Annotated in this window: 20 protein-coding genes and 1 other RNA gene; 7 read left to right on the top strand and 14 right to left on the bottom strand. The window is 35.9% G+C overall.

Features of this window, described 5'->3' with window-relative positions:
• Positions 1–50: 50 nt before the first annotated feature.
• Positions 51–905, bottom strand: a complete 855-nt coding sequence (locus KO509_RS00160) for a MurR/RpiR family transcriptional regulator (protein ID WP_215971262.1) — start codon at positions 903–905, stop codon at positions 51–53.
• Between the two features lie 328 nt (positions 906–1,233).
• Between KO509_RS00160 and KO509_RS00155 the strand changes: the two genes are divergently transcribed.
• The 5 genes from KO509_RS00155 to KO509_RS00135 all read left to right on the top strand — a co-directional run bounded on the left by KO509_RS00155 (position 1,234) and on the right by KO509_RS00135 (position 9,943).
• A complete protein-coding gene (locus tag KO509_RS00155; protein ID WP_215971261.1) occupies positions 1,234–4,164 on the top strand; it encodes a carboxypeptidase regulatory-like domain-containing protein in 2,931 nt (976 codons plus the stop codon).
• 149 nt (positions 4,165–4,313) lie between these two features.
• Positions 4,314–6,803 (top strand): penicillin binding protein PBP4B, encoded by a 2,490-nt coding sequence (gene pbp4b, locus KO509_RS00150; RefSeq protein WP_215971260.1) that lies wholly within the window; start codon positions 4,314–4,316, stop codon positions 6,801–6,803.
• Between the two features lie 807 nt (positions 6,804–7,610).
• Positions 7,611–8,768 (top strand): M23 family metallopeptidase, encoded by a 1,158-nt coding sequence (locus KO509_RS00145; RefSeq protein WP_215971259.1) that lies wholly within the window; start codon positions 7,611–7,613, stop codon positions 8,766–8,768.
• Positions 8,758–9,207 (top strand): polymer-forming cytoskeletal protein, encoded by a 450-nt coding sequence (locus KO509_RS00140; protein WP_252727307.1) that lies wholly within the window; start codon positions 8,758–8,760, stop codon positions 9,205–9,207. The genes KO509_RS00145 and KO509_RS00140 overlap by 11 nt, the downstream gene beginning before the upstream one ends.
• A gap of 484 nt (positions 9,208–9,691) precedes the next feature.
• Complete coding sequence (locus tag KO509_RS00135) at positions 9,692–9,943, top strand: TIGR03643 family protein (protein WP_215971258.1); 252 nt, start codon at positions 9,692–9,694, stop codon at positions 9,941–9,943.
• A 158-nt stretch (positions 9,944–10,101) separates the two neighbouring features.
• Here the strand turns inward: KO509_RS00135 and KO509_RS00130 are convergent, their stop codons facing one another.
• The 6 genes from KO509_RS00130 to KO509_RS00105 all read right to left on the bottom strand — a co-directional run bounded on the left by KO509_RS00130 (position 10,102) and on the right by KO509_RS00105 (position 17,867).
• Positions 10,102–10,602: an ACT domain-containing protein gene (locus KO509_RS00130; protein WP_215971257.1), complete on the bottom strand. Its 501-nt coding sequence runs from the start codon at positions 10,600–10,602 to the stop codon at positions 10,102–10,104.
• Between the two features lie 41 nt (positions 10,603–10,643).
• Positions 10,644–11,006, bottom strand: a complete 363-nt coding sequence (locus KO509_RS00125) for a PilZ domain-containing protein (protein ID WP_215971256.1) — start codon at positions 11,004–11,006, stop codon at positions 10,644–10,646.
• Between the two features lie 107 nt (positions 11,007–11,113).
• A complete protein-coding gene (gene ettA / locus KO509_RS00120) occupies positions 11,114–12,787 on the bottom strand; it encodes an energy-dependent translational throttle protein EttA (protein ID WP_215971255.1) in 1,674 nt (557 codons plus the stop codon).
• Between the two features lie 154 nt (positions 12,788–12,941).
• Positions 12,942–14,066 (bottom strand): efflux RND transporter periplasmic adaptor subunit, encoded by a 1,125-nt coding sequence (locus KO509_RS00115; protein WP_215971254.1) that lies wholly within the window; start codon positions 14,064–14,066, stop codon positions 12,942–12,944.
• Positions 14,067–14,074: 8 nt separating this feature from the next.
• Entirely contained in the window at positions 14,075–17,521 is a 3,447-nt protein-coding gene (locus tag KO509_RS00110; protein ID WP_215971253.1) for an efflux RND transporter permease subunit, read from the bottom strand.
• Between the two features lie 40 nt (positions 17,522–17,561).
• On the bottom strand, positions 17,562–17,867 hold the full coding sequence (locus KO509_RS00105; RefSeq protein ID WP_215971252.1) for a metalloregulator ArsR/SmtB family transcription factor: 306 nt from the start codon (positions 17,865–17,867) through the stop codon (positions 17,562–17,564).
• Positions 17,868–18,053: 186 nt separating this feature from the next.
• On the opposite strand from KO509_RS00105, the gene KO509_RS00100 reads away from it, so the two are divergent.
• Both KO509_RS00100 and KO509_RS00095 read left to right on the top strand, forming a co-directional pair.
• Positions 18,054–18,260, top strand: coding sequence for a DUF2892 domain-containing protein (locus KO509_RS00100; protein WP_215971251.1), 207 nt, complete (start codon positions 18,054–18,056; stop codon positions 18,258–18,260).
• Positions 18,261–18,298: 38 nt separating this feature from the next.
• The gene (locus KO509_RS00095) at positions 18,299–18,643 is read left to right on the top strand and encodes a rhodanese-like domain-containing protein (protein WP_215971250.1); all 345 of its coding nucleotides are present in this window, start codon (positions 18,299–18,301) and stop codon (positions 18,641–18,643) included.
• Between the two features lie 149 nt (positions 18,644–18,792).
• Here KO509_RS00095 and lysA read toward each other — a convergent pair whose 3' ends face one another.
• From lysA to ssrS, 7 genes are all read right to left on the bottom strand, one after another.
• Complete coding sequence (gene lysA, locus KO509_RS00090) at positions 18,793–20,067, bottom strand: diaminopimelate decarboxylase (RefSeq protein WP_215971249.1); 1,275 nt, start codon at positions 20,065–20,067, stop codon at positions 18,793–18,795.
• Between the two features lie 162 nt (positions 20,068–20,229).
• A complete protein-coding gene (ruvX, locus tag KO509_RS00085; protein ID WP_159818804.1) occupies positions 20,230–20,676 on the bottom strand; it encodes a Holliday junction resolvase RuvX in 447 nt (148 codons plus the stop codon).
• On the bottom strand, positions 20,676–21,338 hold the full coding sequence (locus tag KO509_RS00080) for a YqgE/AlgH family protein (RefSeq protein ID WP_215971248.1): 663 nt from the start codon (positions 21,336–21,338) through the stop codon (positions 20,676–20,678). Before KO509_RS00080 ends, ruvX begins: the two co-directional genes overlap by 1 nt.
• Positions 21,339–21,432: 94 nt before the next feature.
• Positions 21,433–22,404, bottom strand: coding sequence for a glutathione synthase (gene gshB, locus KO509_RS00075; RefSeq protein WP_215971247.1), 972 nt, complete (start codon positions 22,402–22,404; stop codon positions 21,433–21,435).
• 47 nt (positions 22,405–22,451) lie between these two features.
• Positions 22,452–23,198: a 16S rRNA (uracil(1498)-N(3))-methyltransferase gene (rsmE, locus tag KO509_RS00070; RefSeq protein WP_215971246.1), complete on the bottom strand. Its 747-nt coding sequence runs from the start codon at positions 23,196–23,198 to the stop codon at positions 22,452–22,454.
• 194 nt (positions 23,199–23,392) lie between these two features.
• Positions 23,393–24,580, bottom strand: coding sequence for a methionine adenosyltransferase (metK, locus tag KO509_RS00065; protein WP_215971245.1), 1,188 nt, complete (start codon positions 24,578–24,580; stop codon positions 23,393–23,395).
• Between the two features lie 1,266 nt (positions 24,581–25,846).
• Positions 25,847–26,027, bottom strand: a non-coding RNA gene (gene ssrS / locus KO509_RS00060) — 6S RNA.
• Between the last annotated feature and the right edge of the window lie 188 nt (positions 26,028–26,215).

Here is a 26,215-nt window from a genome sequence, read left to right as displayed (position 1 = left end):
TTTGGCTAGGCTACTATTAGTTGGCTTTACTTCCATTAGCTCTGTATCAATTAATCATAAGCTTGTTGGAAGTCTTTAACCACACGGTTACTTTTTTCCAATAGTTTTCTGCCTTGGCTAGAGGCTTGCGTTAACGCAATAAACAAGATATCAATAATAAATTCTTGTGATGTTCTGGCGATAATCGACGATAAGCGCACAGACTCTTGTTCGGCAATAGAATAGAGTTTCACATCAGCATTATCTGAAACAGGTGTAGAGCCATACTTGGTTAAAGATATTACTGAGCTTTTATTCGCTTTTGCCTGAGCGGTAACTGCTTTAATTTCTCTTGTTTGGCCTGATTCACTAATGGCAAAGACTAAGTCATTTTTTTTAAACGTTGATACATAAGCTAATTGTGCATGACCGTCCAGCTCTGCGCAGGCCGGTAAACCTAGCTTTTGTAATTTGTATGAGAAATCTTTACCGACCAAAGCTGAGCCGCCCAAGCCACAGATTAAAATACGCTTAGCAGAAGTGATTAACTTTACTGCTTCTTCAAAAGCACTTTGTTCATTAAGTGCTTTGGTTTCAGAAAGCACAGCCATTTTACTGTTAAGTAATATATCCGCAATTTGAGTTAATGTAGAATCTAAGGTGATTTCCCCATGTAAGGTTGGGGCACTACTTGCTTCACTATTTAGAGCATCAATAACAGCCATTTTAAAAGCTGGATAGCCTTTATAACCGAGTTTTTGGGTAAATTTAACCACACTAGATTGACTTATTCCAATCACATTGGCTAGCTCTTGAGATGATAAATCTCTGATTGCATTGGATGATTTTAATACAAAGTTGGCAAGTTTTAATTCACTTACTGAAAGAGACTTTTGAATAGCTTTAATTTTAAGAAGTGCTGACATTGTTACCTACAGTAATAAATTATTTTTAAACTTATATTATTATTTAATTAATAAGTAAGAATTACTAGTAAAAAATTATATAAGACAGAAAAACACCTGAAAATAAAATTGAAAAATTATATTTAGACATATTAATAATAATATATTTGTTTATTTTTAATATATAGTAATAAAATATTTACTTTTATTACTATTGTGATAAGTTAATAACACTGAATAAAAATTCTACATTTAAAAAGGTTACGGATTTTAAAACGAAATACCTGTATTAAAATGTAAGCACAGCGCGTATTTAATTCTTATAATAATTAAGTTGGAGAAGTTAAACATGAAATTAAAAAAAATAGCTCTTATCATTGCAATGGGACTGGGTGTATCTACATTCGCACAGTCTGCTAGCATTAAAGGGAATGTAACTGCTGAAGGCTCAGGCCTTGCTATTGGTGGTATTAAGGTAACCGCTTCAAGTGAGAATATGCCAAAACCACGTAGTGTGGTAACAAACGCTGATGGTAGTTACAATTTACCAGCGTTAATTCCTGGGAATTATGAACTTACCTTTGTTTCTGCTGATGGCACAACACGTAGAATGAATGTTGAAGTATTCTTAGATCAATCAACAAGAGTAAATTTAGCACTTGAACCGGTTGATAATAAAATTGAAGTTATTACGGTTACAGGTTCTTCAATAGTGCGTGAAGGTAACTCTTCATTAACTAACTCTATTGGTGCTGATGTTGTTGAAGGCATTCCAACAGGTACTAACTATCGTGATTTAATGAAACTAATTCCAGGTGTTCAATATTCTGAGAATGAAGTATTGGGCCCATCTGCAGGTGGCTCTGGTCGTGATAATAAGTATGGTTTTGATGGTGTTGATGTATCGTTACCTATGTTTGGTACTTTAGCTTCTGAGCCGTCTACGCATGATGTACAAAGTGTTACTGTTGACCGTGGTGGAGCAAAAGCAATAGGCTTTAACCGCTCTGGTGGTTTTTCAATTGATACTATTTCAAAATCAGGTACTAATGAATTTCATGGTAGTTTAGAGTACAAAATTCAAGATAAAAACTTTGTTGCTGACAAAGATGATGCTGATGGTACTTCATTCGATACAAATAAAAGTTGGTTAACGGGTAGCGTAAGTGGTCCTATCATTAAAGATCAACTATTTTTCTATGGTTCATTTTATCAACCAGAAGAAGATCGCGTAAACAAAGAAACCGCTTACGGTGAAACAAAAGATTACAGCAGTGAACGTAAAGAATATTTTGGTAAATTAACTTATGCACCAGTAGATGATTTATTATTAAACTTTAGTTACCGTACCTCTGATAAAACCCTGACGGGTGAGTCAATAGAAGCATTTAGTGCTGATAGTACTTCTGAAGGCTCACAAGCGGATCAAGATATTTTAACGTTTGAAGGTTCATATATTATTAATGATATGACAACCTTTAATTTCCAGTACAGTGAATTTACCCTTGAAACTGCTGGTAGCCCAGATAGATTATTATCAGGCGTTACCCCGTCTTTAGGTGACTCTTTAGATTTAAATAATTTAGATAACCTTGGTTTATTTTCAGTACCAAACTTGCAAGCTGATAATGCCGATTTTGATAGTGCCGGCGCTCAGGCATTAATTAACCAATATGGTTATACTGATGAGGCAGGTGTTCTAACGGGTGGCGGCTCTATTGGCGCTGCTTCTACAATTAATGAACAAAATTTCTACCGTGATAGTTTAGAGCTATCTTTAGAGCATGAATTTGAATGGGGTCCTGCATACCACACACTTCATTTCGGCTTTAAATGGGCTGAAGGTACTGAAGAAATTAGCCGTTTTTCAAATGGTTGGGGCTCTCTGCAATATATTGGTGGTCAAGAAACAGCAACTGATGGTACGCCAATTTATTATCGTACTATTACCGAACAAATGAGCTTACAAGATGCTTCGGGTGCTAGCGTACCAGTAATTGAATCATCTAGTGAAAGCTTTAACTTTGAAATTAATGATTCAATAGAGTACCGTGATTTTATTTTCGAAGTTGGTGTATTAATCAGCAAAGACGTATTATATGGTCAAGGTCTTAGAAAAAATTCATCAAATGTGTCAGGGTATGAACTCGCACCTGGTGAAAAATATGAAATGTATACCGTTGACTTTAAAGATATGATTCAGCCGCGTTTAGGAGCTACTTGGAATTATGAAGAGGATGCGTCTATATTTATTAATTACGCAAAATATAATCCTGAAGCAACTTCTTTAGCGCGTGCCGCTTCGTGGGCACGAAATACGCGTGCTGCATTAGATGTTGATTTTGATGAAAATGGTGATTACATTGAATCTGAAGCACGTGCAGGCTCTTCTGGTAAGTTTTTCCAAGATGATATGACACCTCGTAGTATTGATGAATTTACCATTGGTGCAACTAAATCAATGTCTAATAACCTATATTTACGTGGCCATGTACGTCATCGTAAAGGTGATCATTTCTGGGAAGATACAGCAAACACAGATCGTCTGTTAGGTGATTACCAAAGTCCATTTGGTGGTGTGCCAGCACATATTGCTGAAAAAGGACTTTATATCGAAAACTTAGACGCAATGCGCGCCGAAGTAGGTGGTTCATCATACGTTATTGCTGAACTGGATGATGCCTTCACTAAGTATTGGGAAGTGAGTTTAGAAGCTGAATATATCGGTGATAGAACATACTTTAATGCCTCTTATGTGTGGAGTCATTATTATGGTAATTATGATCAAGATGTTACTGGTGCCGATAGCGATGCTAACTTATTTATTGGTTCATCAAACCTTGCTGATGGCGCAGGTCGTCAAGTTTGGGATGGTAAATACGGTACATTAAATGGTGATAAACCACATGTGTTTAAAGCTTATGGTTATTACACAACGGATTGGGAAGCTAATATCGGTGCATACTTTGTCTACCAATCAGGTGATGTATGGGAGAAATGGGATGGCGCTGCATACGGCTTTAGCAGCTCAACAATACGCTATGCTGAAACTGCGGGTAGCCGTCGTGAAAGTAGTCATTGGCAAATGGATTTAAACTATAGCCAAAACTTTACTATTTATGATGATTTCTTGCTTGAATTTAAAGCAGACCTATTTAACGTGTTTGATAATCAAACAGGTTATGATTACGACCCGTATGCATCAAATACCACGTTTGGTGAAGCACGTAGTCTAATAAATCCACGTCGTCTACAATTATCAGCTAAAATTAGCTTTTAATTGAAAATCGAATAGTGAATCTTTAACGTTTTTAGCTAACGTTATTATTGAAATCCCCGTCATTAGATGGGGATTTTTCTTATTACTTTTTGATTATTATTTTATGATTTTACAAAAACAGAAATCTCAGCAGTGAATAGGCAAGTATTATGAAAAAAAAACTCTTTTCTTTTAATAGTAAAAACACCAAGTGCGTTTTAGTAGGACAACTACTTGCGTGTGTCTTGTTATTGACTAGCTGCTCATCATTACCAATAAAATCACTGCCATCACATAATTACAGTGAACGAATAAAGTTTTTAGTTATGCACTACACTGCCATTGATTATGAAAAATCAGTGCAGGCGTTAGTAGAAAAAGGTCACGTAAGCTCACATTACCTTATTCCACAAACAAATGATGAAACCTATACTGAAAATGAATTAAATATTTACCAATTAGTGCCTGAATCACAACGTGCCTGGCATGCTGGTAAAAGTTATTGGCAAGGCCGTACTGAATTAAACGATCAATCGATTGGAATTGAAATTGTTAATGTACCGCAATGCCGAAAGTTAGCACAAGTTGCCGATGAAACGACAACCTATATACGAGAAAATAGCGAGAGTAAACTCTGTATATTCCCCGATTTCGACCCGAAACAAGTCGAATTAATTATAAAACTCTCACAAGATATACTTAAACGTAACCCAGATATATCACCTACACAGATTGTTGGTCATTCAGATATTACCCCAACACGAAAAAATGATCCCGGTCCAAGATTTCCATGGCAACAACTTTATCAGGCGGGGATTGGTGCTTGGTATGAAACCGATACAGTAGATAAATACTGGCAAATATTCGAACAAGAAAAAGCGAATACTGGCCTTATTCAAGCGGCACTAAAAAGTTACGGTTATGGTGTGGTAGAAACGGGCGAATTAGATGCTCAAACACTAGATACTTTATCAGCATTTCAAATGCACTTTGTGCCTTGGAAAGTAACAGGTCAACCCGACTCAAAAACAGTGGCTACTATATTCGCCTTATTAGAAAAATATTTTCCTGAAAAAGCCACTGCTTTATTAAAACGATATAAGAGCGAGTTAACTGCTGCCCCTGAAGTATTACTTACACAAAAACGTGGCCAAGTTGATCAACGTTTTCCTGAAATTGATCGAAGTACCCGAGAACTGGTTAATGACCGTACTACATTTAAAAGCTATCGTGGCTCAGGTGAAATTATCATTGATAATAACGATGCGTTATCTGCAGATATCTATATTAATGGTCAAAAAATCAATATTAGAGAACGCATGGAGATAGGCGAACGATATCAATATAGCTTGAAGCGCCGTACTATCAATGGTGTTAACACGTTAAAAGTTGATAATATTTTCCCAGAAGGTGCGTCGTTAAATATTATCATTCCATTTCCAGAGCTTGAATTTAATAGTAAAAAACAAGACAAACGCTTTATCAATGTAGATAAACAAATTAATGCGGATATCGAACAAGGCTTTCCAGGTGCAGCATTAATGGTTATTAAAGATGGTAAAGTGATCAAAAGCACGGCTTATGGCTATGCACAAAAGTATGGTGATGGCGGCGAGTTATTAGCTTCACCTGTACCTATGACAACCAATACCATTTTTGACATTGCCTCAAATACTAAAATGTTTGCAACTAACTTTGCTTTAATGAAGTTAGTGAGTGAAGGTCGTTTAGATACCAATAAACCACTGTCATATTATTTACCCGATTATAGTGGCTCAGGTAGGGAAACGCGACGCGTTAAAGATTTACTCACTCATAGTGCAGGCTATGGCCCTCAAGTACGTTTTTTTGATAAAAACAATAAACTTGGCAGAGCTTTTTATTCTCAAAATAGTGATAAAACTAAACAGCTTATTTTAACTAAAGTACCATTTTCAATGGGTAGGAATACTAAGCATATTTATAGTGATACTGACTTCATGTTACTGGGAATGTTAATTGAACGTATCACAGGGAAAAGTTTAGACCAATATTGTGAATTTGATATTTATCAGCCACTTGATTTACATAACACGTTATTTAATCCTTTAACTAAAGGTAAAAGTAAAAAACAAATAGCGGCAACTGAAATTCATGGTACAACACGCGGTGGTCGCGTAGATTTTGACAATGTTCGTCGTTATGTTTTACAAGGTGAAGTGCATGATGAAAAAGCTTTTCATTCTTTTTCTGGTGTAGCAGGGCACGCAGGCGTTTTTTCAACAACGTCAGATATAGCGGTATTAATGCAAACACTTTTAAATAGAGGCGGCTATGGAAGTACGCAGGTTTTTGATCAGAGCGTATTAGACCAATTTATCAAACCCGCAGACACCGATGGTAGTTACGGTTTAGGTTGGCGTCGAAATAACAATGGCGCATTAAAATGGCACTTTGGACCTTATGCTAGTCCATCAGCTTACGGACATACTGGTTGGACAGGCACAGTGACAGTTATTGACCCTGAACATGATTTGGCTATTGTATTGCTTACTAACGCTAGACACAGTTTAGTAGAAGGTGATGAAACGCATTACACCTTTAAAGGTAAAGCATTTGAAACTGGAAAATACGGTAGTATTATTTCATTAGTTTATGAAGCTGTTTTAACAGGGAAATAGCTATCTGGTTAGTTAGTAAATAGCTAGTTACTAAATAGTTTATTTAAAATAACAGTATAAGAAATACTAGGAAAGAAAAATTAGGTAATAAAAAGCCTTTTGTAATGGCTGTAGATTTTATGGAAAATTACTAAAGGCTAATCCGTCAAACTTTACTGCGATTAATATAAGACAAGGTTTTTAGTTAGTAGGTAACATAACAAAAAACTGAATAAGGATATAAAATTGGTTGTAGATCATATAACTGACATTGTAATCAGGTGCAATTTAGCGCTTGTTTCTTCTTGTGCTAGCGCACCTTAAAAAAACTATGCTTGTGAGTTTATTCAAGGGCTGAAATAGCATAGAAATAAAATGTGGTAGAGATAAGCATGGTGTATGTCGCATTCAGATAAAAGTATTTTATTATTAGATCTATCGATAGCTTTTATATTTGCTAAAGGAGAAACTATTGAAAGTGACTTCACGCCAAAAGAAAAGTGTCTATAAAAGTTGACCAAGCAATACAAATAAAACTGACCTTGTTCATGCTTCATATTTCAGCGAAAGGCGATTCGACTACTTAGACAGTCGTTTTAATACTTTATTGATGTTATTGAAAAGCTATTTATTTGAAACTATTAATAAGTTAATTCAATAACTAACAATACTAACTGATTTTATGCTATTAATGACACTGTTATATTTTGATTTTTAACCGTATATATATATATGAAATAAAAATAGGATATTATTTCTTTTTTTACAGGGATTTGATGTTATATTATCAAGGAACTCATGTTTTAGCTTTTATATTAAATCGAACTCATGCTCAAAAAAATACAACAAATTTATAAGAACCTTTTTCCGCGTCGACAATTATTAATTCGTCAAGACGGTGAAATTAAATATATTAGCGCTTCTGCCCGTCTGCAGTTTAGCTTTGTAGTTGTTTTATGCGTTTGTATTGTTTGGTTAGCCTTTTCTAGTTTGGAATATTTTACGCTTAATGACAAAATATCATTAACTAAAAATGAGCTAGGTGAATCTCGAAACTCTCTGAATCAGTTATCATTAACTTATCAAGAAAAGCAAAACGCTCTGGTATTAAAACTAGAACAAGTAGAAAAGCAGCAAAAGTTTTTACAAAATATTCTTGATTCAATGTCATTAGTACTACCAGAAAAACAAACCAGCCAAACAAGTCCTGATATTAAATCGTCTGAGATCTTAAATACAGAATTGAAGGATGGAAGTGAAAAACCTACAGCTAAAGCGAACCAACAAACGGATGTTGTACTGGATAGTATAGAGAACGTAAAAGTTAGGCTGGAAAATATTATAAATTATCAGGTAAGTAGTCGGGCTCAGCTTGCTCAGCAAATTAGTCAACGACAACAAGTGTTGACAAACGCTGTTTTGTCAACAGGGATCTCTCCTGATATGTTACTGCAAAATATGACGAGACAAGCGCAGGGTGGACCTTTAGGTGATCTAGCTCTCGACTCTATGTCTGCCGATAATCAAAGTTTACTAAATAAACTTGTCTCTCTGCTTAATATTGAAGAGGCACTTAGTAACGTTCCTAGAGCATTTCCAGCAAAAAAATATTATATATCGAGCCATTTTGGTATTCGAAGTGATCCAATGATGACTCGTCCTGCAATGCATAAAGGCATTGATATGGCTGGCTGGCCAAAAACTAAAATATACTCTCCTGCTAACGGTATTGTTCGTCGAGCAGGTCGTAATGGTAGTTATGGTATTTTTATTGAAATTGACCATAAAAATGGCTTTACGACACGCTATGGTCATTTACACAGCATCAAAGTAAAAAAAGGACAGCAAGTTGATAAAGATGATATTATCGGGTTAATGGGGAGCACCGGACGTAGCACAGGTACTCATTTACATTATGAAGTTATCTTCGATAAAAAGCAGATTAATCCAGTAAAATTGATAAGGGCTCTGACAGATGTTCTCTAAAATTATATCGCCTAAAGTAACCAAAGATACTAAAGATACGAAAGTAACCAAAGATACTAAAGTGGAAACAAATATGAAAAAAACTTCAAATAATGCTATTCCTTCAATCATAGGCTCAGATGTAACTATCGTTGGCAATGTTTCAAGCCAAGGCGTAATGCAATTAGAAGGGAAAATAGAAGGCGATATCAATATCAATCATTTGACCGTCGGCAATGATGGTTGGGTTGAAGGCTCTATTGTGGCAGATGAAGCGATTATTAAAGGTAAAGTCGTTGGTACGATCAAGGCAAGAAAGGTTGTCCTTGAAAAAAGTGCTAAGGTGCATGGCGACATCCAACATGAAATTATCAGTATTGAAGAGGGTGCAGTAATTGAAGGTAGCTTCAACTCAACAAAGAAAAGTGTTGCTGAAGTTTCTAAATTAAACGTAAATTAGCTGAACAGCTACTCTAAATATACTCAATATACCTATTGTAATAGCTTGATATAACAATATGACAATGCTCAAATAGGTAATAAGATAATTAGACTCCTTTAATGATGAGTTTTAGCTAAGTTTAATTACTCAATTTTTATCAGGAGTCTGTTATTTTCAGCACCCCTATGTTTGTCTTTATACAAATATAAAACTACGCTCAACTAGTGAGAAGACACATTCTGGCTAAGCTCTTCCACAAGTATCATCTTATTTTAAGCTTGTAGCACTACTAATTAGTGAGGCAAAAGTTGTAATTAAAATAAAAGGATTTTTCTCATCATTACGGCTAAAAAAATTTATTCATTAAATTGATAGCTTATATTACCACTGTATTTCCCCTCGACTGGTAACTTAACTTGAACTCGGTTTAAGATGACTCCCTTTTGATCTAAAAGTGTAGAATGTACGTATGTTTACTCTGTTGACAAATAAAGGGTACTCAATGAAATTATCTCAAGAAAGTGAATCAAGAATTATTGAAATGGCGTGGGAAGATAGAACGCCGTTTGAGGCGATAGAGCTACAATTTGGTTTGAATGAGTCTGACGTTATTCGCTTTATGCGTAGTCATTTAAAGTTGGGTAGTTTTAAACTTTGGCGTTCTCGTGTTTCTGGGCGTGCAACAAAGCATATAAAACTTCGCAGTGCCGATGTCTCTCGGGGGTATTGTCCTACTCAGTACAAGCATTGCTAAAAGAGTACGTATTAAACAGGTATTAAGTTGCTATTTATTAGAGGGCTTAATAGTATTCTATTATTAAGCCCTTTCCTGTGAATTTATCACGCTATCTTAACCATTTTTATTTAATGTTTTTTTATTAACTGCGTTAATTTAGCTTTAAATTAACGCAGTTAAGCTCTGGCAATATCAACCATTAAGTCATCATCAATATTTTCTAAAGCATCCACTAGTGTATCTACATCATCTGCTTTTATTGCAATGTGAGCTTTAGCATTAAACATTAGTTGCCCCGTATGAGCAGCACTTGCTTGCGAGCTTACTAGTTTAACTAAGTTACCGCCTTGAAGGTGAATTACAGACGATATTTCTTGTACAATACCTGCTCTGTCATTTGCGGTTAACTCGAGTGTTAGGTTAGCGTTTATTTTTTCTGAAACAGAGTGAGCTATTTCAATTTTACAATGTAAACTTTCAATATTGTTAAGTGCTGTCACTAAGGCTTGAGTTTTATCTACACTCACTGCAACTTCTATTACACCGGCAAAAAAACCAGATAAATGATGTAAGCTACTTACTTGCCAGTTACCTTGATGCTCTTTAATAACATTAGACAAGGTGTCTACAATACCCGTTTGGTCTGCACCAATACATGAAATTACAATATGGTTCATAGGAATCCTTAAATACGGAGTTTGTGAATAATGATAATGTACTATACTACTCGGGAAAGTTGATTTAATTCTTTATCAAGTTGTTGACTGTCACCTAGATTTAACTCAATCAAGCGACGTAACAGGGTAATACTGTCTATATCGATAGCATCACAGTGTAACCCTATTTCGCTTTCTTGCTCGTGAACTACGATAATATCCATAGTAACTTTAGATTCACCGTCAGATAAGAAAAACGTTAGCGTGCCTAACTTTTCTTTGAGTGATTGTTTAGGCTCTACTAAAGTCACTAATGCACCTTTAAGAGATATATCGTGTATAGAGACCGGATAGCTATTATTTTCAATGTTTAGCTCTGCTTTAATTGAAAATAATACTCGGGTGAATTGTCGTCTATTGTCCATGTAAACTTATTATCGTTATGAATTATAGTTTCAGCATAGCTGTCTTTTAAACAAAAGGCACTTAAAGATACATGTTTAACGCATGTATCTTTAAGTGTGGCAAATATTTAACCGATTTTTTTGTATTTGATACGGTGAGGCTCAATTGCTGCAGCACCTAATGTTTTCTTCAACCAAGCTTCGTAGTCACTAAAATTACCTTCGAAGAAGTTAATTTCACCTTCGTCGCGGTAGTCTAAAATATGCGTAGCAATTCTATCTAAGAACCAACGGTCATGAGAGATCACCATAGCACAACCAGGGAATTCTAAAATAGCTTCTTCAAGAGCACGCAATGTCTCAACATCTAAATCATTGGTTGGCTCATCTAATAATAATAAATTACCACCAGTTTTAACTAATTTAGCTAAATGAACACGGTTACGCTCACCACCAGATAAGTCTTTTATAAATTTTTGCTGATCATTACCTTTGAAGTTAAAGCGCGAGCAATAAGCACGACTTGGTATTTGGTATGTGCCAATTTCTAAAATATCATGTCCTTCAGAAATTTCTTGATAAACGGTGTTGTTATCATCCATGTCATCACGGAATTGATCAACACTGGCAAGCTTTACTGTTTCACCAATTTCAATTGTACCCGAATCTTGTTGTTCTGTACCTGACATCATTTTGAATAGAGTTGACTTACCTGCGCCGTTAGCGCCGATAATACCAACTATCGCGCCTTTTGGAATACTAAAACTTAAGTCGTCAATTAATACTCGACCGTCGAACGATTTTTTAAGGTTATGCACATCTAAAACTTTATCACCTAAACGTGGACCTGGTGGTATATAAAGCTCATTTGTTTCATTACGTTTTTGATTTTCTTGACTATTTAGTTCTTCAAAGCGTGCCATACGAGCTTTACTTTTAGCTTGACGTGCTTTGGGATTAGAACGTACCCATTCTAGTTCTTGTTTAATGGTTTTTTGTAAGGCATTTTCACTTTTACTTTCTTGGGCTAAACGTGCATCTTTTTGTTCAAGCCATGAAGAGTAATTACCTTCCCAAGGAATGCCTTCACCTCTATCTAGCTCTAAGATCCAACCGGCGACATTATCAAGGAAATATCTATCATGGGTGATCGCAACAACGGTTCCAGGGTAATCATGTAAGAAACGCTCTAACCAAGCAACTGATTCAGCATCTAAATGGTTGGTTGGCTCATCAAGTAACAACATGTCTGGTTTTTGTAATAATAAATGACATAAAGCAACACGACGACGTTCACCACCACTAAGTACTGATATTTTTTGTTCCCAAGGTGGTAAACGTAAAGCGTCAGCCGCTCGTTCTAGCACATTGTCAATATTATGCCCATCTTGTGTATTGATAATATCTTCAAGTTGACCTTGCTCTTTGGCTAGTGCGTCAAAATCAGCGCCTTCTTCTGCATATTCGTTATACACTTCATCTAAACGTTTTAATGCATTTTTAACAGTAGCTACTGCATCTTCAACCACTTCACGAACGGTTTTTTCTTCATCTAGCTGTGGCTCTTGCGGCAAATAACCAATTTTTGTTCCGGCTAATGCGCTTGCTTCACCTTCAAACTCTTTATCTATTCCTGCCATAATGCGTAATAGACTTGATTTACCTGAGCCATTTAGGCCTAAAACACCAATTTTAGCACCGGGGAAGAATGAGAGAGAAATATCTTTTAAAATGGTACGTTTGGGCGGAACCACTTTACTTACGCGGTTCATTGAGAATATAAATTTATCTGGTAATGCCATGGGAATCCCAAGAGGTAAAGATTAAGTTGTAGGCTATTTTAAGTAACTACCTAGATGTTATCAAGGGCTAGACTACTTTGCTTTTGCTCCCGCTGTATTTAAGTAGCCAATACTACTCAAAATGATGAGAGTATTGGCTAACATTAAGCCAATATTATTTAGAGAGCGGGGTAAATACTACATCACCACTTTGTAACCCTGAAATGACCGTAACCATATTATTGGCTTGTATTTTACCTAATCGCACAAAACGACGTTGCACAGTACCATTCACATTCAGCCAAACAAAATCGAGTTGTCCAACATGAGATATTTTATTTAATGGAACCGTTAGGCTTACTTGCTCTCCAGCAGGTATCAACATACGAGCATACATGCCAGGTAATAAGTGTTCATTATGTTTAATGCGTGTTTTGATTAAAAAGCTACGTGAACCTGTATTCGCGGCAGGTACTATTTCTTCTATTTCACCTGTAATCGTTTTGTTAATACTGGGTAATTCAATATCAATTTTCTGTTCAAGAGTTAAGGTTAGCGCTAATTGCTCTCGTACTTGTGCTTCTACACGTAATAGTAACGGGTTATATAATGATAATAATTTAGCACCGGCTTGTGCAGTGTCGCCAGGTTGTGCAAAGCGATCAACAATGAGACCATTTATTGGCGCAGTTAATGTTGCATAACTTAGCGTAGTTTCTGCTTGGGATAACCTTTGTTCGGCTGCGGTTAGCTCAGCGACAATACTTTGGTAATCCGCATTAGCCTTGTCAAAATTAAATGTCGAAATAAGTTGTTTTGCCAGTAATTCTTCTGAGCGTTCAAAGTTCTGTTTAGCTTCTTTATAGCGTGCTTGTAAGGCAATAATGTTTTGCTTTGTTTGTAGTACTTGTGATTGTAAATCGCTTTGTTCAAGCTCAACTAATAAATCACCTTTTTTTACTTTATCACCCGCTCTCACAGCAATGGTATTTATTCGAGCTAGCATACGTGATGAAATAATAGTGGTTTGTTTTGCTTCTACGCTGGCTGCAACTGGTTCGAATATCGCTTCAGATTTCTCAATGACTGTATAAGTGTTGGTTTTATCAAAATTAGCGAGATTGGACGCTTGATTGATATCTTTGTTCAGCGAAGGAGCTACTTTTTTATCAAATGAACCAGCGAGCCAAGCGACCATTAATAGTAGCACGAACAGAGCGATAACAGGCAGTAGTAGTTTTTTTACTGTGCTTTTATTAACATTTTTTTGATTATTTGTTGGAGAGGTAATTTTAGTCATATTTTTTCCTAGATAACCGCTTTATTTGGTTGTTCTAATGATGAATGGTTTGATGATTGTTGTTGATTTTCATTGTCAAAAACTAACAAGTAAACAATAGGGACAACCAATAAAGTAAATATTGTGGATGAGATGATGCCAAAAATAATAGCAATGGCTAAGCCACTAAATACAGGGTCTAATGTTATAATTAAATTGCCTAATAACGTTGTACCTGCTGTTAATAATACTGGGCGCATACGTACTGAACCCGCCTGAATTAATGCTTCTTTTATTGACTCGCCTCTATCTCGTGCTTGAGTAATAAATTCAATGAGAATTAAAGAGTTACGTACAACAATACCGGCTAACGCTATCATGCCTATCATGGCTGTTGCGGTAAACAATACTGAGTCAGGTGCATTGGCAATGGTACGTTCACCAAATTGGTTTAGCATGAAAAAGCCTGGCATTATGCCAATAACCGTTAATGGAATAGCTGACATGATAATGCCAGATAATGCTGCTGAGCCTGTCTGTATTCTTAACACAATAAATATAGCAGTTAATGCAAAAGCAAAGGCAATACCCATATCGCGAAATACTCTAATGGTTATACGCCATTCACCTTCACCGCTCCAAGATAAGTGGATATTGTCAGGCAAATACCAAGCGTTACCACTACCACTTGTTAAGAAAGTACGATTCTGCCAGTCGTTTGATTGAGCTGGAGCAGGGGAGTTCTCCTCTATATTGTCCTCGATATTACGATAATGTAGATCGCTACTAATGTCGGCAATCACTGCAGCAGGGGTTCTACCGGAAATATCAGCTGTGACATAAACCACAGGTCTTAAATCTTTATGTAATATTACTTTGTCACTGATACCTTGCTCAAATTGACCTAATTCTCCGAGCGATACCAATGATTGAGGTGCAATATCAATTCCTTGAGGTGTGGTTTGTTGTACTATGCCTGCTTGCCCTTTAATGGTTAATCGATAAATATCGGCAAGTGTTTCTCTTTGCTCAATGGGAAGCTTAATATTAATGGCCAGTGGTGTTGCTTCTTCGTTAACATGTAAGTACCCCGCGACAGTGCCATTATTAGCAACAGCGATAGCTTGGTTAATATTTTGTGTTGAAATACCTGATAAGGCTGCTTTGGTTTTGTCGGTAATAAAGCGTAATCTTGGTTGGTCATCACCCACAGTAGAGTCTACCTCGACCACATGAGGTTCTTGCTTTAAGCGTTTTTTAACTATGCTTGCTGCTTGTTGTAATTCACTGTATTGCGTTAATTCATCACCATATAACTCAGCAACTAATGTACTTAATACTGGTGGTCCTGGGGGAACTTCGACTACTTTTATTTGAATATCATTTTCTTTAAAAAGCGAGGTGTTAATGGATTTTAAATGTTCTCTTAATCTTAAAACAATCGCGTGAGACTGATGTTCTCGCTCTGTTTTATCAAGTAATATTATTCGCAAATCAGCCATGTAAGGAGTTTGTCGTTGATAATATTGTCGAACCATACCATTAAAGTCGATAGGCGAAGATGTACCAACATAAGCGGCGATCGCCTTTACTTCAGATAATTGCTGCACTTTATTTGATACTGTTTTTGCTATGGTAGCGGTTTGCTCTAAGGTAGCGCTTTCTGGCATATCAATAATAATTTGTACTTCATTTTTATTATCGAAGGGGAGCAGTTTAAGTGGTACTAACCTTAATACAGGTAGCATGGCAGCAATAATAAACAGTCCTAATACTAGCCATAAAACAAATTTACCTTTTTTCCTGTTATCTAATAAAGGCGTTAGTATACGACGATAAAATTGTTCAAAGCCTTGATTACCTTTATCGGCGATCGCTAAATTGGTCGCTGTTTTCGGTTTGATAAATTTTGAGGCTAACCAAGGTGTTACTAAAAAAGCGACTAAAGTAGAGCTAATAACACTTAGTGGTACATTAAAGGCCATCGGTGCCATGTAAGGGCCCATCATACCAGTGATAAAAGCGAGTGGCACAAAGGCTAGCACTATGGTTAATGTCGACATTAATAAAGGCACGCGAATTTCGTTTATTGCACCGACAATTTTGTCTTGCAAAGAGCCACGTTTTTCTTTTAAGTAACGTTCAATATTATCAACACCCGTGATAGGGTCATCAACGAGTAAACCTAATGAAAGAATTAAAGCGAACAGCGTCACGCGATTAATAGTGTAACCAAAGAGTAAATCTAGCGATAAGGTTATGCCATAACAAATAGGTACTGCTAAACCTACGACAACAGCCGAGCGCCAACCTAAAAAAACAGCAATAAAAACGACAACGGTAAATACGGCAAACGCTAAACTTGTAGTGAGGTTGTTTACTTTTTCGTTAGCAGTTTCACCATAATCACGTAAAGTTTGTACATGAACATTTGCTGGAAATATCGTTTTTTGTAGCTCATTAATTTTATCATGCACTGCTTGTGCTACTTTTACAGCATTACTACCACGTTGTTTGGCAACACTGATAGTCACAAGAGGGTGATCACCATTATTAGGAAATTTTATTGCTTCTGATGAACGGTTCTTAGGAGAATAGTGCTCTTGTTGATATTCGTTAGCGAAGTCAATCCAAGTGTAATTATTTTGCTCGCTAGGTCCATCGATAATAGTCGCGATATCTTTAAGTAGCACCACACTGCCATCAATAACATTAATAGGCGTTTGTTTTAACGTTTCTATGTCTCTGAAAACATCACCACTTTCAAGACGAAAAGATTGGTTCTCTAAAGTAATATTGCCATGATGCTGTAAAGCATTTGAAGAGTGAATCGCATTCAATACCTCGTTCATTGCTATTTTTCTGGCAGTCATTTGCTCAGGGTTTAAATTGACTTGAATCTCTCTTGAGCGCCCGCCAACAATATTCACTTCACTTGTGCTTTCTATCGCTTGTAAGAAGGTGCTAACTTCTTCAGCTAACCGACGTAAACTGTAGTCGTCTACTGTTTCACTATCGCTACTCCATAAACCGAGCATAACAATAGGTACATCATCTACTTCTATGGGTTTCACACGCCAATTACTGACAATAGAGGGAATATTATCTGTATTGGAGTGAAGTTTGTTGTAGGTATTAAGTAATGCTTTTTCACGGTTTTCGCCAACGTGAAATCGTAAAGTGACTATAGTTTGGCTATTGTTGGTAACTGAATAAACATGCTCAACCCCAGTTACTTGTGATAATAATTTTTCTAGCGGTGTTGTGACGAGTCGTTCTACTTGCTGAACATTGACCCCTGGGGCACTAACTATAATATCTATCATGGGTACCACAATTTGTGGCTCTTCTTCGCGTGGCGTATAGTTCAATGCCATTATGCCGGCGATTATAGATAGCATTAGCAAGATAAAAGGTACTTTGCTGTTTAATGTTTTTCTTAGCAATGTCGATGTAAAGTTGCTTGGTGTTTGCATGTTTAGTTAACTTTCCTTCGATAGAAGCAATGACGATAACTTAGATATCTTCACAAAATTGTTTTTGTAAAACTTCTAATAAATACGATATTTTTTGATTGGCAATTCGGTAATAAATTGTTTGAGATTCGCGTCTAGTTGCTACTATTTCGCTTTCTCTTAATTTTGCTAAGTGTTGTGATAGTGCCGATTGTGATAAATCTATTTGTTCATTCAAGTCTCCAACGGTTAGCTCGCCATCAGCTAAACAACACAACACCATTAATCGATAAGGGTTAGAAAGTTGCTTAAGTATTGTTGAAACATGCTGCGCACTTTCCAGTAACTTTTTTTGATCTGCTTTCATATTTTGTACAAATTTCATCCGTTAATTTTATTTTAGTCTACTATTGTACTTTAATTTAGTAAAGGCTAATATACATTATATAAGATAAAGTTAATTTAGTATAATCTAATTTAAAGGTTGTTTTATATTAAGAAAATATATTTGATAAAAAGTGATAACCGCTATAGAGATTACAAGGATAAGATCATGACAGTGAATGATGTATTTCGTTTGATCGTAGGCGTAATGATTCTAGTTTCATTACTGCTTACACAATATCACTCCCCAAATTGGGTATGGTTTACTGCGTTTATTGGTTTTAATTTATTACAATCCGCATTCAGCAAGTGGTGTTTAATGATGATTGTTTTAAAAAAGCTAGGTTTGAAAGACAGTAATACTGAATGTAGATAACCATTAATAGAGTAAAAAATTTAATTGAGGATATAAATATGTTAAAAACAATTCCTGAAGTTATTGCTCAGGCAAGACAATCACTTAATACCATAACTGCAGCCGATGCTGTAGTAAAATGCAAGCTTGAGAATGGTATTATTATTGATGTGAGAGAGCCTGCAGAGTTCGCTGAAAGGTCAGGAGATAGTACTATTAATATCCCTCGCGGATTGTTAGAAATGAAAATGTTGCAAATGTATCCAGATGAGAATTTAGCTATTTTTATTCATTGTGCTACAGGAGCTAGAGCTACATTTGCTGCAGAACAACTGAATCGTGTTGGTTACAAAAATGTTTGGGTTGTTACTTGTATGCTTGATGATGTTTGTTGCGTATTTTAATCATTGTAATAGCCTAGATGAGACTTTTAGCTACAAAAGGATAGTTGCAATGGATGAGTTACGAAACAGTCTACTAATATTTAATGTTACGTAACTTATCTCTTTATTGAACTTTATTTTTCTAGCTGTATTTACATGGTAACTTATCGTTATACCCAACTAGGCACAGAGTCTGCGTTTATGATTTCATCATAATTAGGTCGTGCTCTGACAACGGCAAAGTCAGATCCTTTTACCATAATTTCGGGTGCTAGCATACGTGTATTATAAGTGGAGGCCATTACTGCTCCATAAGCTCCGCAGCTCATAATAGCAATTAAGTCACCTGATTTTGACTCATGCACTTGGCGTGCTTTGGCAAAGGTGTCACCTGTTTCACAAACAGGGCCAACCACATCATACGCTTTAAGTGCAGTTTGGCTTTGATCAACTGCCAAAATTTCATGATGAGCTTCATACATACTTGGGCGGATCATATCATTCATGCCTGCATCTAAAATAAGAAATTGGCGTTCTTCACCTGTTTTAACATACACAACGCTAGCAACTAAAATACCGGCATTGCCGAGTAAAGAGCGTCCTGGTTCAATTATTATTTTACAATTCAAATGACCTAGCTGCTTTTTGGCTATTGAAGCATATTCTTTTTTACTTGGAATCACTTCATCATTATAGGTAATACCTAAACCACCGCCAATATCAACAACGCTAATGTTATGACCATCACTTCTTAAATCAATAATTAACTGGGCAATACGCTTGTAAGCTTCTTCAAAAGGAGCAAGTTTGGTAAGTTGGGAGCCAATATGAACATCAACCCCTTGTACCTTTATATTAGGAAGCGAAGCCGCTCTATTGTATGCAATGCGAGCTTTACTAATAGGGACACCAAATTTATTCTCAGCTTTACCGGTAGAAATTTTAGCGTGCGTATTCGCACAAACATCTGGGTTTATACGAAAGGCAATAGCGGCTTCTTTATTTAGACGAACAGCAACTTGGCTGATGAGTTCTAGCTCTGGCTCTGATTCAACGTTAAATTGAAAAATACCTTCGTTTAATGCATATTCTATTTCCGGCTCAACTTTTGCTACACCGGAATAAACAATCTTATTCGCTGGAATACCTGCGGCACGTGCTCGGCTTATTTCACCTATTGATACAACATCTGCACCTGAGCCTAATTTCGCTAATGTTGATAAAACGGCTTGATTTCCATTTGCTTTAACTGCGTAACAAATAAGTGTGTCTTGATCAGGCAATACCGTAGAGAATGCTTGTTGGTAATCTTTATAATTTTCGCTAATAGCTGTATTTGAATAACAGTAAAAAGGTGTGCCTACTTGCTTTGCTATATCGCTAAGTGGAATATCTTCTACTAGCATTTTTCCATTAACGTGCGAGAAGTGTTTTTGTGTAGTCATTTGATTACCATCAGTATAGTTTTTTAGTAAGGTTTGCCAGCTAAGTATTTCAACAAAGTTTTTATACAAAGATATCAGTATAGCTGAAGAACATTTATCTTATTCTTGATGTTTATTCAAGTCGCTAACTGTTAAGTAAACTAGTGAGTTATTGAATAGCTATTATTGATAGCTTTGCTCGAAGAAGCTTTCAATAATTAGCCTTGCCGATTCTGCATCGATATTATCTTTTTTCAAATTTTTAAAGCCACCACGTGCAAATAATTGTTCTTTTGCGTCAGCTGTCGTCAGTCTTTCATCTTGAAATTCGACTTTTAAGCCAAAGCGTCCAGCAAGTCTATTACCAAATTTTCGAGCATCTTTCGTTAATTGTTGTTCACTACCATCCATATTAAGAGGCAAACCAACAACAACTAAATCTGGTTGCCACTCTGTTAAAAATACTGATAAGGAATCCCAATGAGGAATTCCATCAGTCGCCTTAACCGATCCTAATGGCGAAGCAGATCCTGTGATTTCTTGACCGACAGCTACACCAATATACTTTTTACCAAAATCAAAACCAATAATGGTACGTTGACCTATTTCTTTTGTTATTTTTTTAGTCATTATGCATGGCCAATTTCAGAAGAAAGATGCGCAATATCTATTCCGAGTTTTTGTGTCGCTTTTTTCCAACGTAGTTCAATTGGTGTGTTAAATAAAATATCACTGTCAGCATCAATTGTTAGCCAAGCGTTACTTTTTAATTCCGACTCAAGTTGGCCTGGACCCCAACCGGCATAGCCTAGGGTTACCATAAATTGCTCAGGTGCTTTATCTGTACCTAATGCCATTAAAATATCTTTCGAGGTGGTGATCATTATGTCTTCACTTAACGCTAAAGAGCTTTTCCAACCCGGTTGTGTTTGATGTAAAACAAAACCACGGTTCTGAGATATAGGACCGCCAGAAAGTACGGGTTGCTCTAAGCTGATATCTACTAAGATGTTGTCGCTATCGTTATCTGTTTCAGACATAGGGGGATGTGCAAGTGATTGTTCAGATGCATCATCAGTGCTCTGGTTGGCGATATTTTTATTGCTTTCTTCTCGATCATTCTCTTCAATTTGCTTTAATAAATCATGTAAGGTGATATTGACTGGCATATTGATAATTAAGCCCATAGCACCTTGGTCATTATGCTCACAAATGTAAGTTACGGTTTTATTAAAATAGTCATTGGCTAATGATGGCATAGCAATTAAAAATTGATTCTCTAAGCTTTTCATCTATTTACCTTTTATAGATTGTTTTAAACAGAAAGTTTACACTACATATGCTAAATAATATTTTATCTAAATTGATAAGAGTAAAATATTAAGTTTATTTTTTACGGATGTTGTCTTCAATAGCATCCATTAATTTACCACTAATATTAATGGGGTAAGCTGCTTCTATTTCACGTATACACGTTGGGCTAGTGACGTTAATTTCAGTAACCTTATCACCAATAACGTCTAGACCAACAAAGAATAAACCGCGTTTTTTAAGCGCTGGCGCAATAGTGTCGGCAATGAGCTTATCGCTAGGGCTCAACGGACGTGCGACCCCACGGCCACCTGCAGCTAAATTACCACGAGTTTCTCCTTGAGCAGGAATACGGGCCAAGCAATAAGGCATTGGTTCACCGTTAACAATAAGAATACGTTTATCACCCTCAACTATTTCAGGCATATATTCTTGTACCATCGCGTACTGTTGCCCATGATTAGTTAAGGTCTCTATGATGACACCTACATTGGCATCATCTTCTTTTATACGAAAAATAGAAGAGCCACCCATGCCGTCTAGTGGCTTAATAATAATATCTTTTAATTCTTGATGGAAAGCGCGAATTTGAACATCATTTCTGGTAACTAAAGTACGAGGAGTTAGGTTTGCAAACCAAGCAGTGAATAACTTTTCATTACAGTCACGTAAACTTTGTGGTTTATTGACGATTAATGTACCTTCTACTTCTGCACGCTCAAGCATATAAGTGGCATAAATAAATTCAGTATCAAAAGGAGGATCTTTTCTCATTAAAATCGCGTCAAGATCACTCAGTGGAATATCCTGTTGGTCGCTTAATTCAAACCAATGATTAGCGTCATCAAATACTTTTATTCTCTGAGTATTTGCACGAGCTTGACCACGATCTAGATATAAATCTTTCATTTCCATATAGTAAATTTCATAGCCACGCTTCTGTGCTTCTAGCATCATCGCCATAGAAGAGTCTTTAGCTACTTTAACTTCACTGATAGGATCCATTACGATACCGAGCTTTATGGTTTTAGGTTGTTCTATTGTCATTTTATATCCTATCTGTATGTTATTTAGTTAAGTAACTTGGTAATGATTTATGCTAAATCACCAAAACGACATTGTAATGCCGTTATTGCGGTTAGTGCCGCAGTTTCTGTTCTTAAAATTCTAGGACCAAGTAATATGTCTTGAAAATCAGCTGTATTCGCCTTGCTTATTTCTTCATCACTTAATCCACCTTCAGGACCTATTAATAACCTAACCTGAAGCGCATTTTCAGTGCTATCAACGGGTAATGTCATAATAGAATGTGTAGCCTTAGGGTGTAAGTTTAATTTAAGCGAGTTGGTTTCTTGTGCTAACCAATCTTCTAAATACATAGGTTCTGTAACTTCTGGCACTATGCAACGACCACTTTGTTCACAAGCGCTAATGACTATTTTTTGCCATTGGTCATGTTTTTTTGCTAAACGCTCACCTGATAACTTTACTCCGCAACGCTCAGTAAATAATGGCGTAATTTTACTAACCCCTAGTTCTACTGACTTTTGTAAAGTGTAGTCCATACGATCGCCACGAGAAATACCTTGCCCTAAATGAATATCTATTGGAGATTCATTTGTTATTACTTTTTGTTCGATGATTTTTGCACTTGCTTCTTTCTTTTTTACATCGACTAATTGGGCGGTGTATTGTACAGCCTCCTTACCATTAAACAGGGCAACAGTATCGCCTTCTGATAAACGTAACACTCTGACAATATGACCGAAGGCATCATCAGATAATTTCACTGTGTCATTTAAAGTTAGCTCACTATCTTGGTAAATACGTGTTTTAGGCATGCTGGTTAATACTAATTAATGTATGGGACTATATAGTTAAAAGATAAGGGCATAAATGATAAAAACAATACTCCCTATGAACTATTTAGTACTATATTTGTTTTTCAATGGAGAAAAGCAAAAAACCAGCACTGCTTATACACAAGTGCTGGTTTTATTACTTTGTTTCAGTTTTTAATGAATAAAGCTTTTAACTAAATTCCAGCTGATTTTCTTAAATCATCAGCTTTATCCGTTTTTTCCCAACTAAATGCAGTAAATGTATCGTCACCTACAGTCATTTCAAAAGGTTCACGACCAAAATGTCCATACGCAGCTGTTTGTTGATACATAGGATGTAATAAATCTAACATTTTAGTAATGCCGTAAGGACGCAAATCAAAGTGTTCACGAACAAGTTCAACTAAGCGTTCTTCGCCTACTTTACCTGTACCAAAGGTATCGATAGAAATTGATGTAGGTTTAGCAACACCTATAGCATATGATATTTGAATTTCACAACGATCAGCTAAACCTGCTGCTACAATATTTTTAGCAACATAACGACCAGCATATGCTGCACTACGATCCACTTTTGATGGATCTTTACCTGAGAAAGCACCACCACCATGACGCGCCATGCCGCCATAAGTATCAACAATAATTTTTCTACCTGTTAGGCCACAATCGCCTACTGGGCCACCAATAACAAAGCGGCCTGTTGGGTTGATGTGATATTTAGTATCTTTAGTTAACAACTCAGCAGGAAGCACATGCTTAATAATATTTTCCATAACTGCATCAACTAAATCCTCTTGTTTAATATCAGGGTTATGCTGAGTTGAAAGAACAACAGTATCAATTGCCACAGGTTTATTGTTTTCATAGATAAAGGTTACTTGTGATTTAGCATCAGGACGTAACCAAGGAAGAATACCCGATTTACGGGCTTCAGCTTGACGTTCAACTAAACGATGAGAATAATATAATGGTGCAGGCATTAACGTTTCAGTTTCATTGGTAGCATAACCAAACATCAATCCTTGATCTCCAGCGCCTTGATCTTCCGGCTTACTGCGATCAACACCTTGCGCTATTTCTGGTGACTGCTGACCAATTAAATTCATAATGCCGCAAGTTTCACCGTCAAAGCCGACATCGGAAGATGTATAACCAATATTACTAATAACATTACGAGTAATGGTTTCTAAATCAACCCATGCATTAGTACTTACTTCTCCAGAAATAATAGCAACGCCAGTTTTAACCATTGTTTCGCACGCAACACGTGCAAATTTATCTTTCGCAATAATAGCATCTAAAACCGCATCAGAAATTTGATCGGCAATTTTATCTGGGTGTCCTTCAGAAACGGACTCAGAAGTAAAAAAGTGTGTAGACATAAAACCTCAACAGTTTAAATCTTTAACCTATCTCGCTTAGTAAATAGTTATTTAAAAAGTAGATAAAAAAGATAAAAATTAACATTAATACAATATATAGATGCAGTTTACTATTATAGGAATCACTTTTCTATCTTTTTTACGCCTAGACGTCTAAATGGCTTTAATCTTTTAAAGTATAAATCATTAAATTTATAATGAAAAATATGAAATTTATTTATTTTACAACTGTTTACGTAGTAATTTATGGGGTTTATGCACTTTTTATTAAATTTACTTTTTGTTGAGGCAGGGTATATAAAATAGAGAAAGGTACTCAATTGAGTAGTCGTTAGCGAATCAGCGGTCGTTGACGTTATTTTGTGGAAAAGAAAATAAAAGGGCGCCACTACAATTGGCGCCCAGTAAATTTAACCTTTTCTTTTTCTCGGTTTTACTACTTGAGTAGTATTTGATTCTTTTTTCAATTTACGTTTTTCTTTTAACGTTAATACGGGCTTTTTCTTTTCATTTTTAGACATATTATCACCTAATAATAAATTACAGATTAATTACGTATGTTTTTTGCAAAAAACTAAAAATTATAGAAAATAAATCAAATAAAATACCCTCCTTAGATAGTTATAATGAGTTAGCTAAATATTTTATGAAATAAACAGATCTAGAAAATATGGATACAATTAAGCCTTCTTTATTAAGCGAACTTAAAAAAGAACCATTAAATAAATGCTGTGTGTTTAGTTTTTATCTGGAAATACAGACGAGCGTAAAGGTACGCTCGTTTAAACGGGGAATTTTAGGGCGAAGCTCCCTAAAAATAAAATATAATAAAATACTGAAATAGGTGTTTTCATAGGCCCAATATAGCAGCTTAAATAATAACTTCAAGCCTATTTGAACACGTTTAATTAAAGGTAATATTTAACGACTGTAAACTATCAATTTATAAATAATTAAAGGGAATAATAAAAGTAAGAGTTTATATTACAAATAACCATTCATTTTGCCAGTGGTTATTAGATTGTCTACTTATAAGTATAAGGAGAAAATTTTTACCTAGGTAGCGAAGTTGACCATACTATTCTACATTGTGTGCTTTTCTAGAGATAGCGCGGAAATTTGTTTTGATTACCTATTACTACTTAACTAATATAAAGAGGTTCTTTCAGGGTGCCGCAGTAAACCGTAGTCTGAATACCGTGTGCTTTTCTATAGGTGGCGCGGAAGTTTATTCTTAAGTGTTGTTGAAATTATATATATTAGGAAGGCTCTTCCAGAGTGCCGCAGTAAACCGTAGTCCTGAACACCGTGTGTTCAGGGCGGAAGTATCATTTCAACCGTAGGCTTCCCGATACGAGCCGGGCTTGCACAATAGCTAATAATCAACTTCCTAAGGTAAAACTTATCGGCTCAGGGACATAGTCACATACAAACACCCCAGAAGAATGTCCATTATAACTGAAATTTTATGAGTGATAAGCTTTTTTTAGAAAGAGTAGTTTGTTTGCTTAATATTTAGCTACTTAACTACTCACTTACAAACAATATTAATAAATACGCTTATAGATAAGTGTAGATTATAAAGAGTCTTGGTTATTTAAACCACAGTATTTACAAGCTTTGTATCATTGTTGA

Source organism: Colwellia sp. C2M11 (assembly GCF_018860915.1).
GTDB lineage: Bacteria > Pseudomonadota > Gammaproteobacteria > Enterobacterales > Alteromonadaceae > Colwellia.
This window is presented reverse-complemented; position numbering and strand designations above follow the sequence as displayed.

Coding starts and splice junctions, on each gene's coding strand:
- KO509_RS00160 (WP_215971262.1), bottom strand. CDS start 905: ATGTCAGCACTTCTTAAAATTAAAGCTATTCAAAAGTCTCTTTCAGTA.
- KO509_RS00155 (WP_215971261.1), top strand. CDS start 1,234: ATGAAATTAAAAAAAATAGCTCTTATCATTGCAATGGGACTGGGTGTA.
- pbp4b (WP_215971260.1), top strand. CDS start 4,314: ATGAAAAAAAAACTCTTTTCTTTTAATAGTAAAAACACCAAGTGCGTT.
- KO509_RS00145 (WP_215971259.1), top strand. CDS start 7,611: ATGCTCAAAAAAATACAACAAATTTATAAGAACCTTTTTCCGCGTCGA.
- KO509_RS00140 (WP_252727307.1), top strand. CDS start 8,758: ATGTTCTCTAAAATTATATCGCCTAAAGTAACCAAAGATACTAAAGAT.
- KO509_RS00135 (WP_215971258.1), top strand. CDS start 9,692: ATGAAATTATCTCAAGAAAGTGAATCAAGAATTATTGAAATGGCGTGG.
- KO509_RS00130 (WP_215971257.1), bottom strand. CDS start 10,602: ATGAACCATATTGTAATTTCATGTATTGGTGCAGACCAAACGGGTATT.
- KO509_RS00125 (WP_215971256.1), bottom strand. CDS start 11,006: ATGGACAATAGACGACAATTCACCCGAGTATTATTTTCAATTAAAGCA.
- ettA (WP_215971255.1), bottom strand. CDS start 12,787: ATGGCATTACCAGATAAATTTATATTCTCAATGAACCGCGTAAGTAAA.
- KO509_RS00115 (WP_215971254.1), bottom strand. CDS start 14,066: ATGACTAAAATTACCTCTCCAACAAATAATCAAAAAAATGTTAATAAA.
- KO509_RS00110 (WP_215971253.1), bottom strand. CDS start 17,521: ATGCAAACACCAAGCAACTTTACATCGACATTGCTAAGAAAAACATTA.
- KO509_RS00105 (WP_215971252.1), bottom strand. CDS start 17,867: ATGAAAGCAGATCAAAAAAAGTTACTGGAAAGTGCGCAGCATGTTTCA.
- KO509_RS00100 (WP_215971251.1), top strand. CDS start 18,054: ATGACAGTGAATGATGTATTTCGTTTGATCGTAGGCGTAATGATTCTA.
- KO509_RS00095 (WP_215971250.1), top strand. CDS start 18,299: ATGTTAAAAACAATTCCTGAAGTTATTGCTCAGGCAAGACAATCACTT.
- lysA (WP_215971249.1), bottom strand. CDS start 20,067: ATGACTACACAAAAACACTTCTCGCACGTTAATGGAAAAATGCTAGTA.
- ruvX (WP_159818804.1), bottom strand. CDS start 20,676: ATGACTAAAAAAATAACAAAAGAAATAGGTCAACGTACCATTATTGGT.
- KO509_RS00080 (WP_215971248.1), bottom strand. CDS start 21,338: ATGAAAAGCTTAGAGAATCAATTTTTAATTGCTATGCCATCATTAGCC.
- gshB (WP_215971247.1), bottom strand. CDS start 22,404: ATGACAATAGAACAACCTAAAACCATAAAGCTCGGTATCGTAATGGAT.
- rsmE (WP_215971246.1), bottom strand. CDS start 23,198: ATGCCTAAAACACGTATTTACCAAGATAGTGAGCTAACTTTAAATGAC.
- metK (WP_215971245.1), bottom strand. CDS start 24,580: ATGTCTACACACTTTTTTACTTCTGAGTCCGTTTCTGAAGGACACCCA.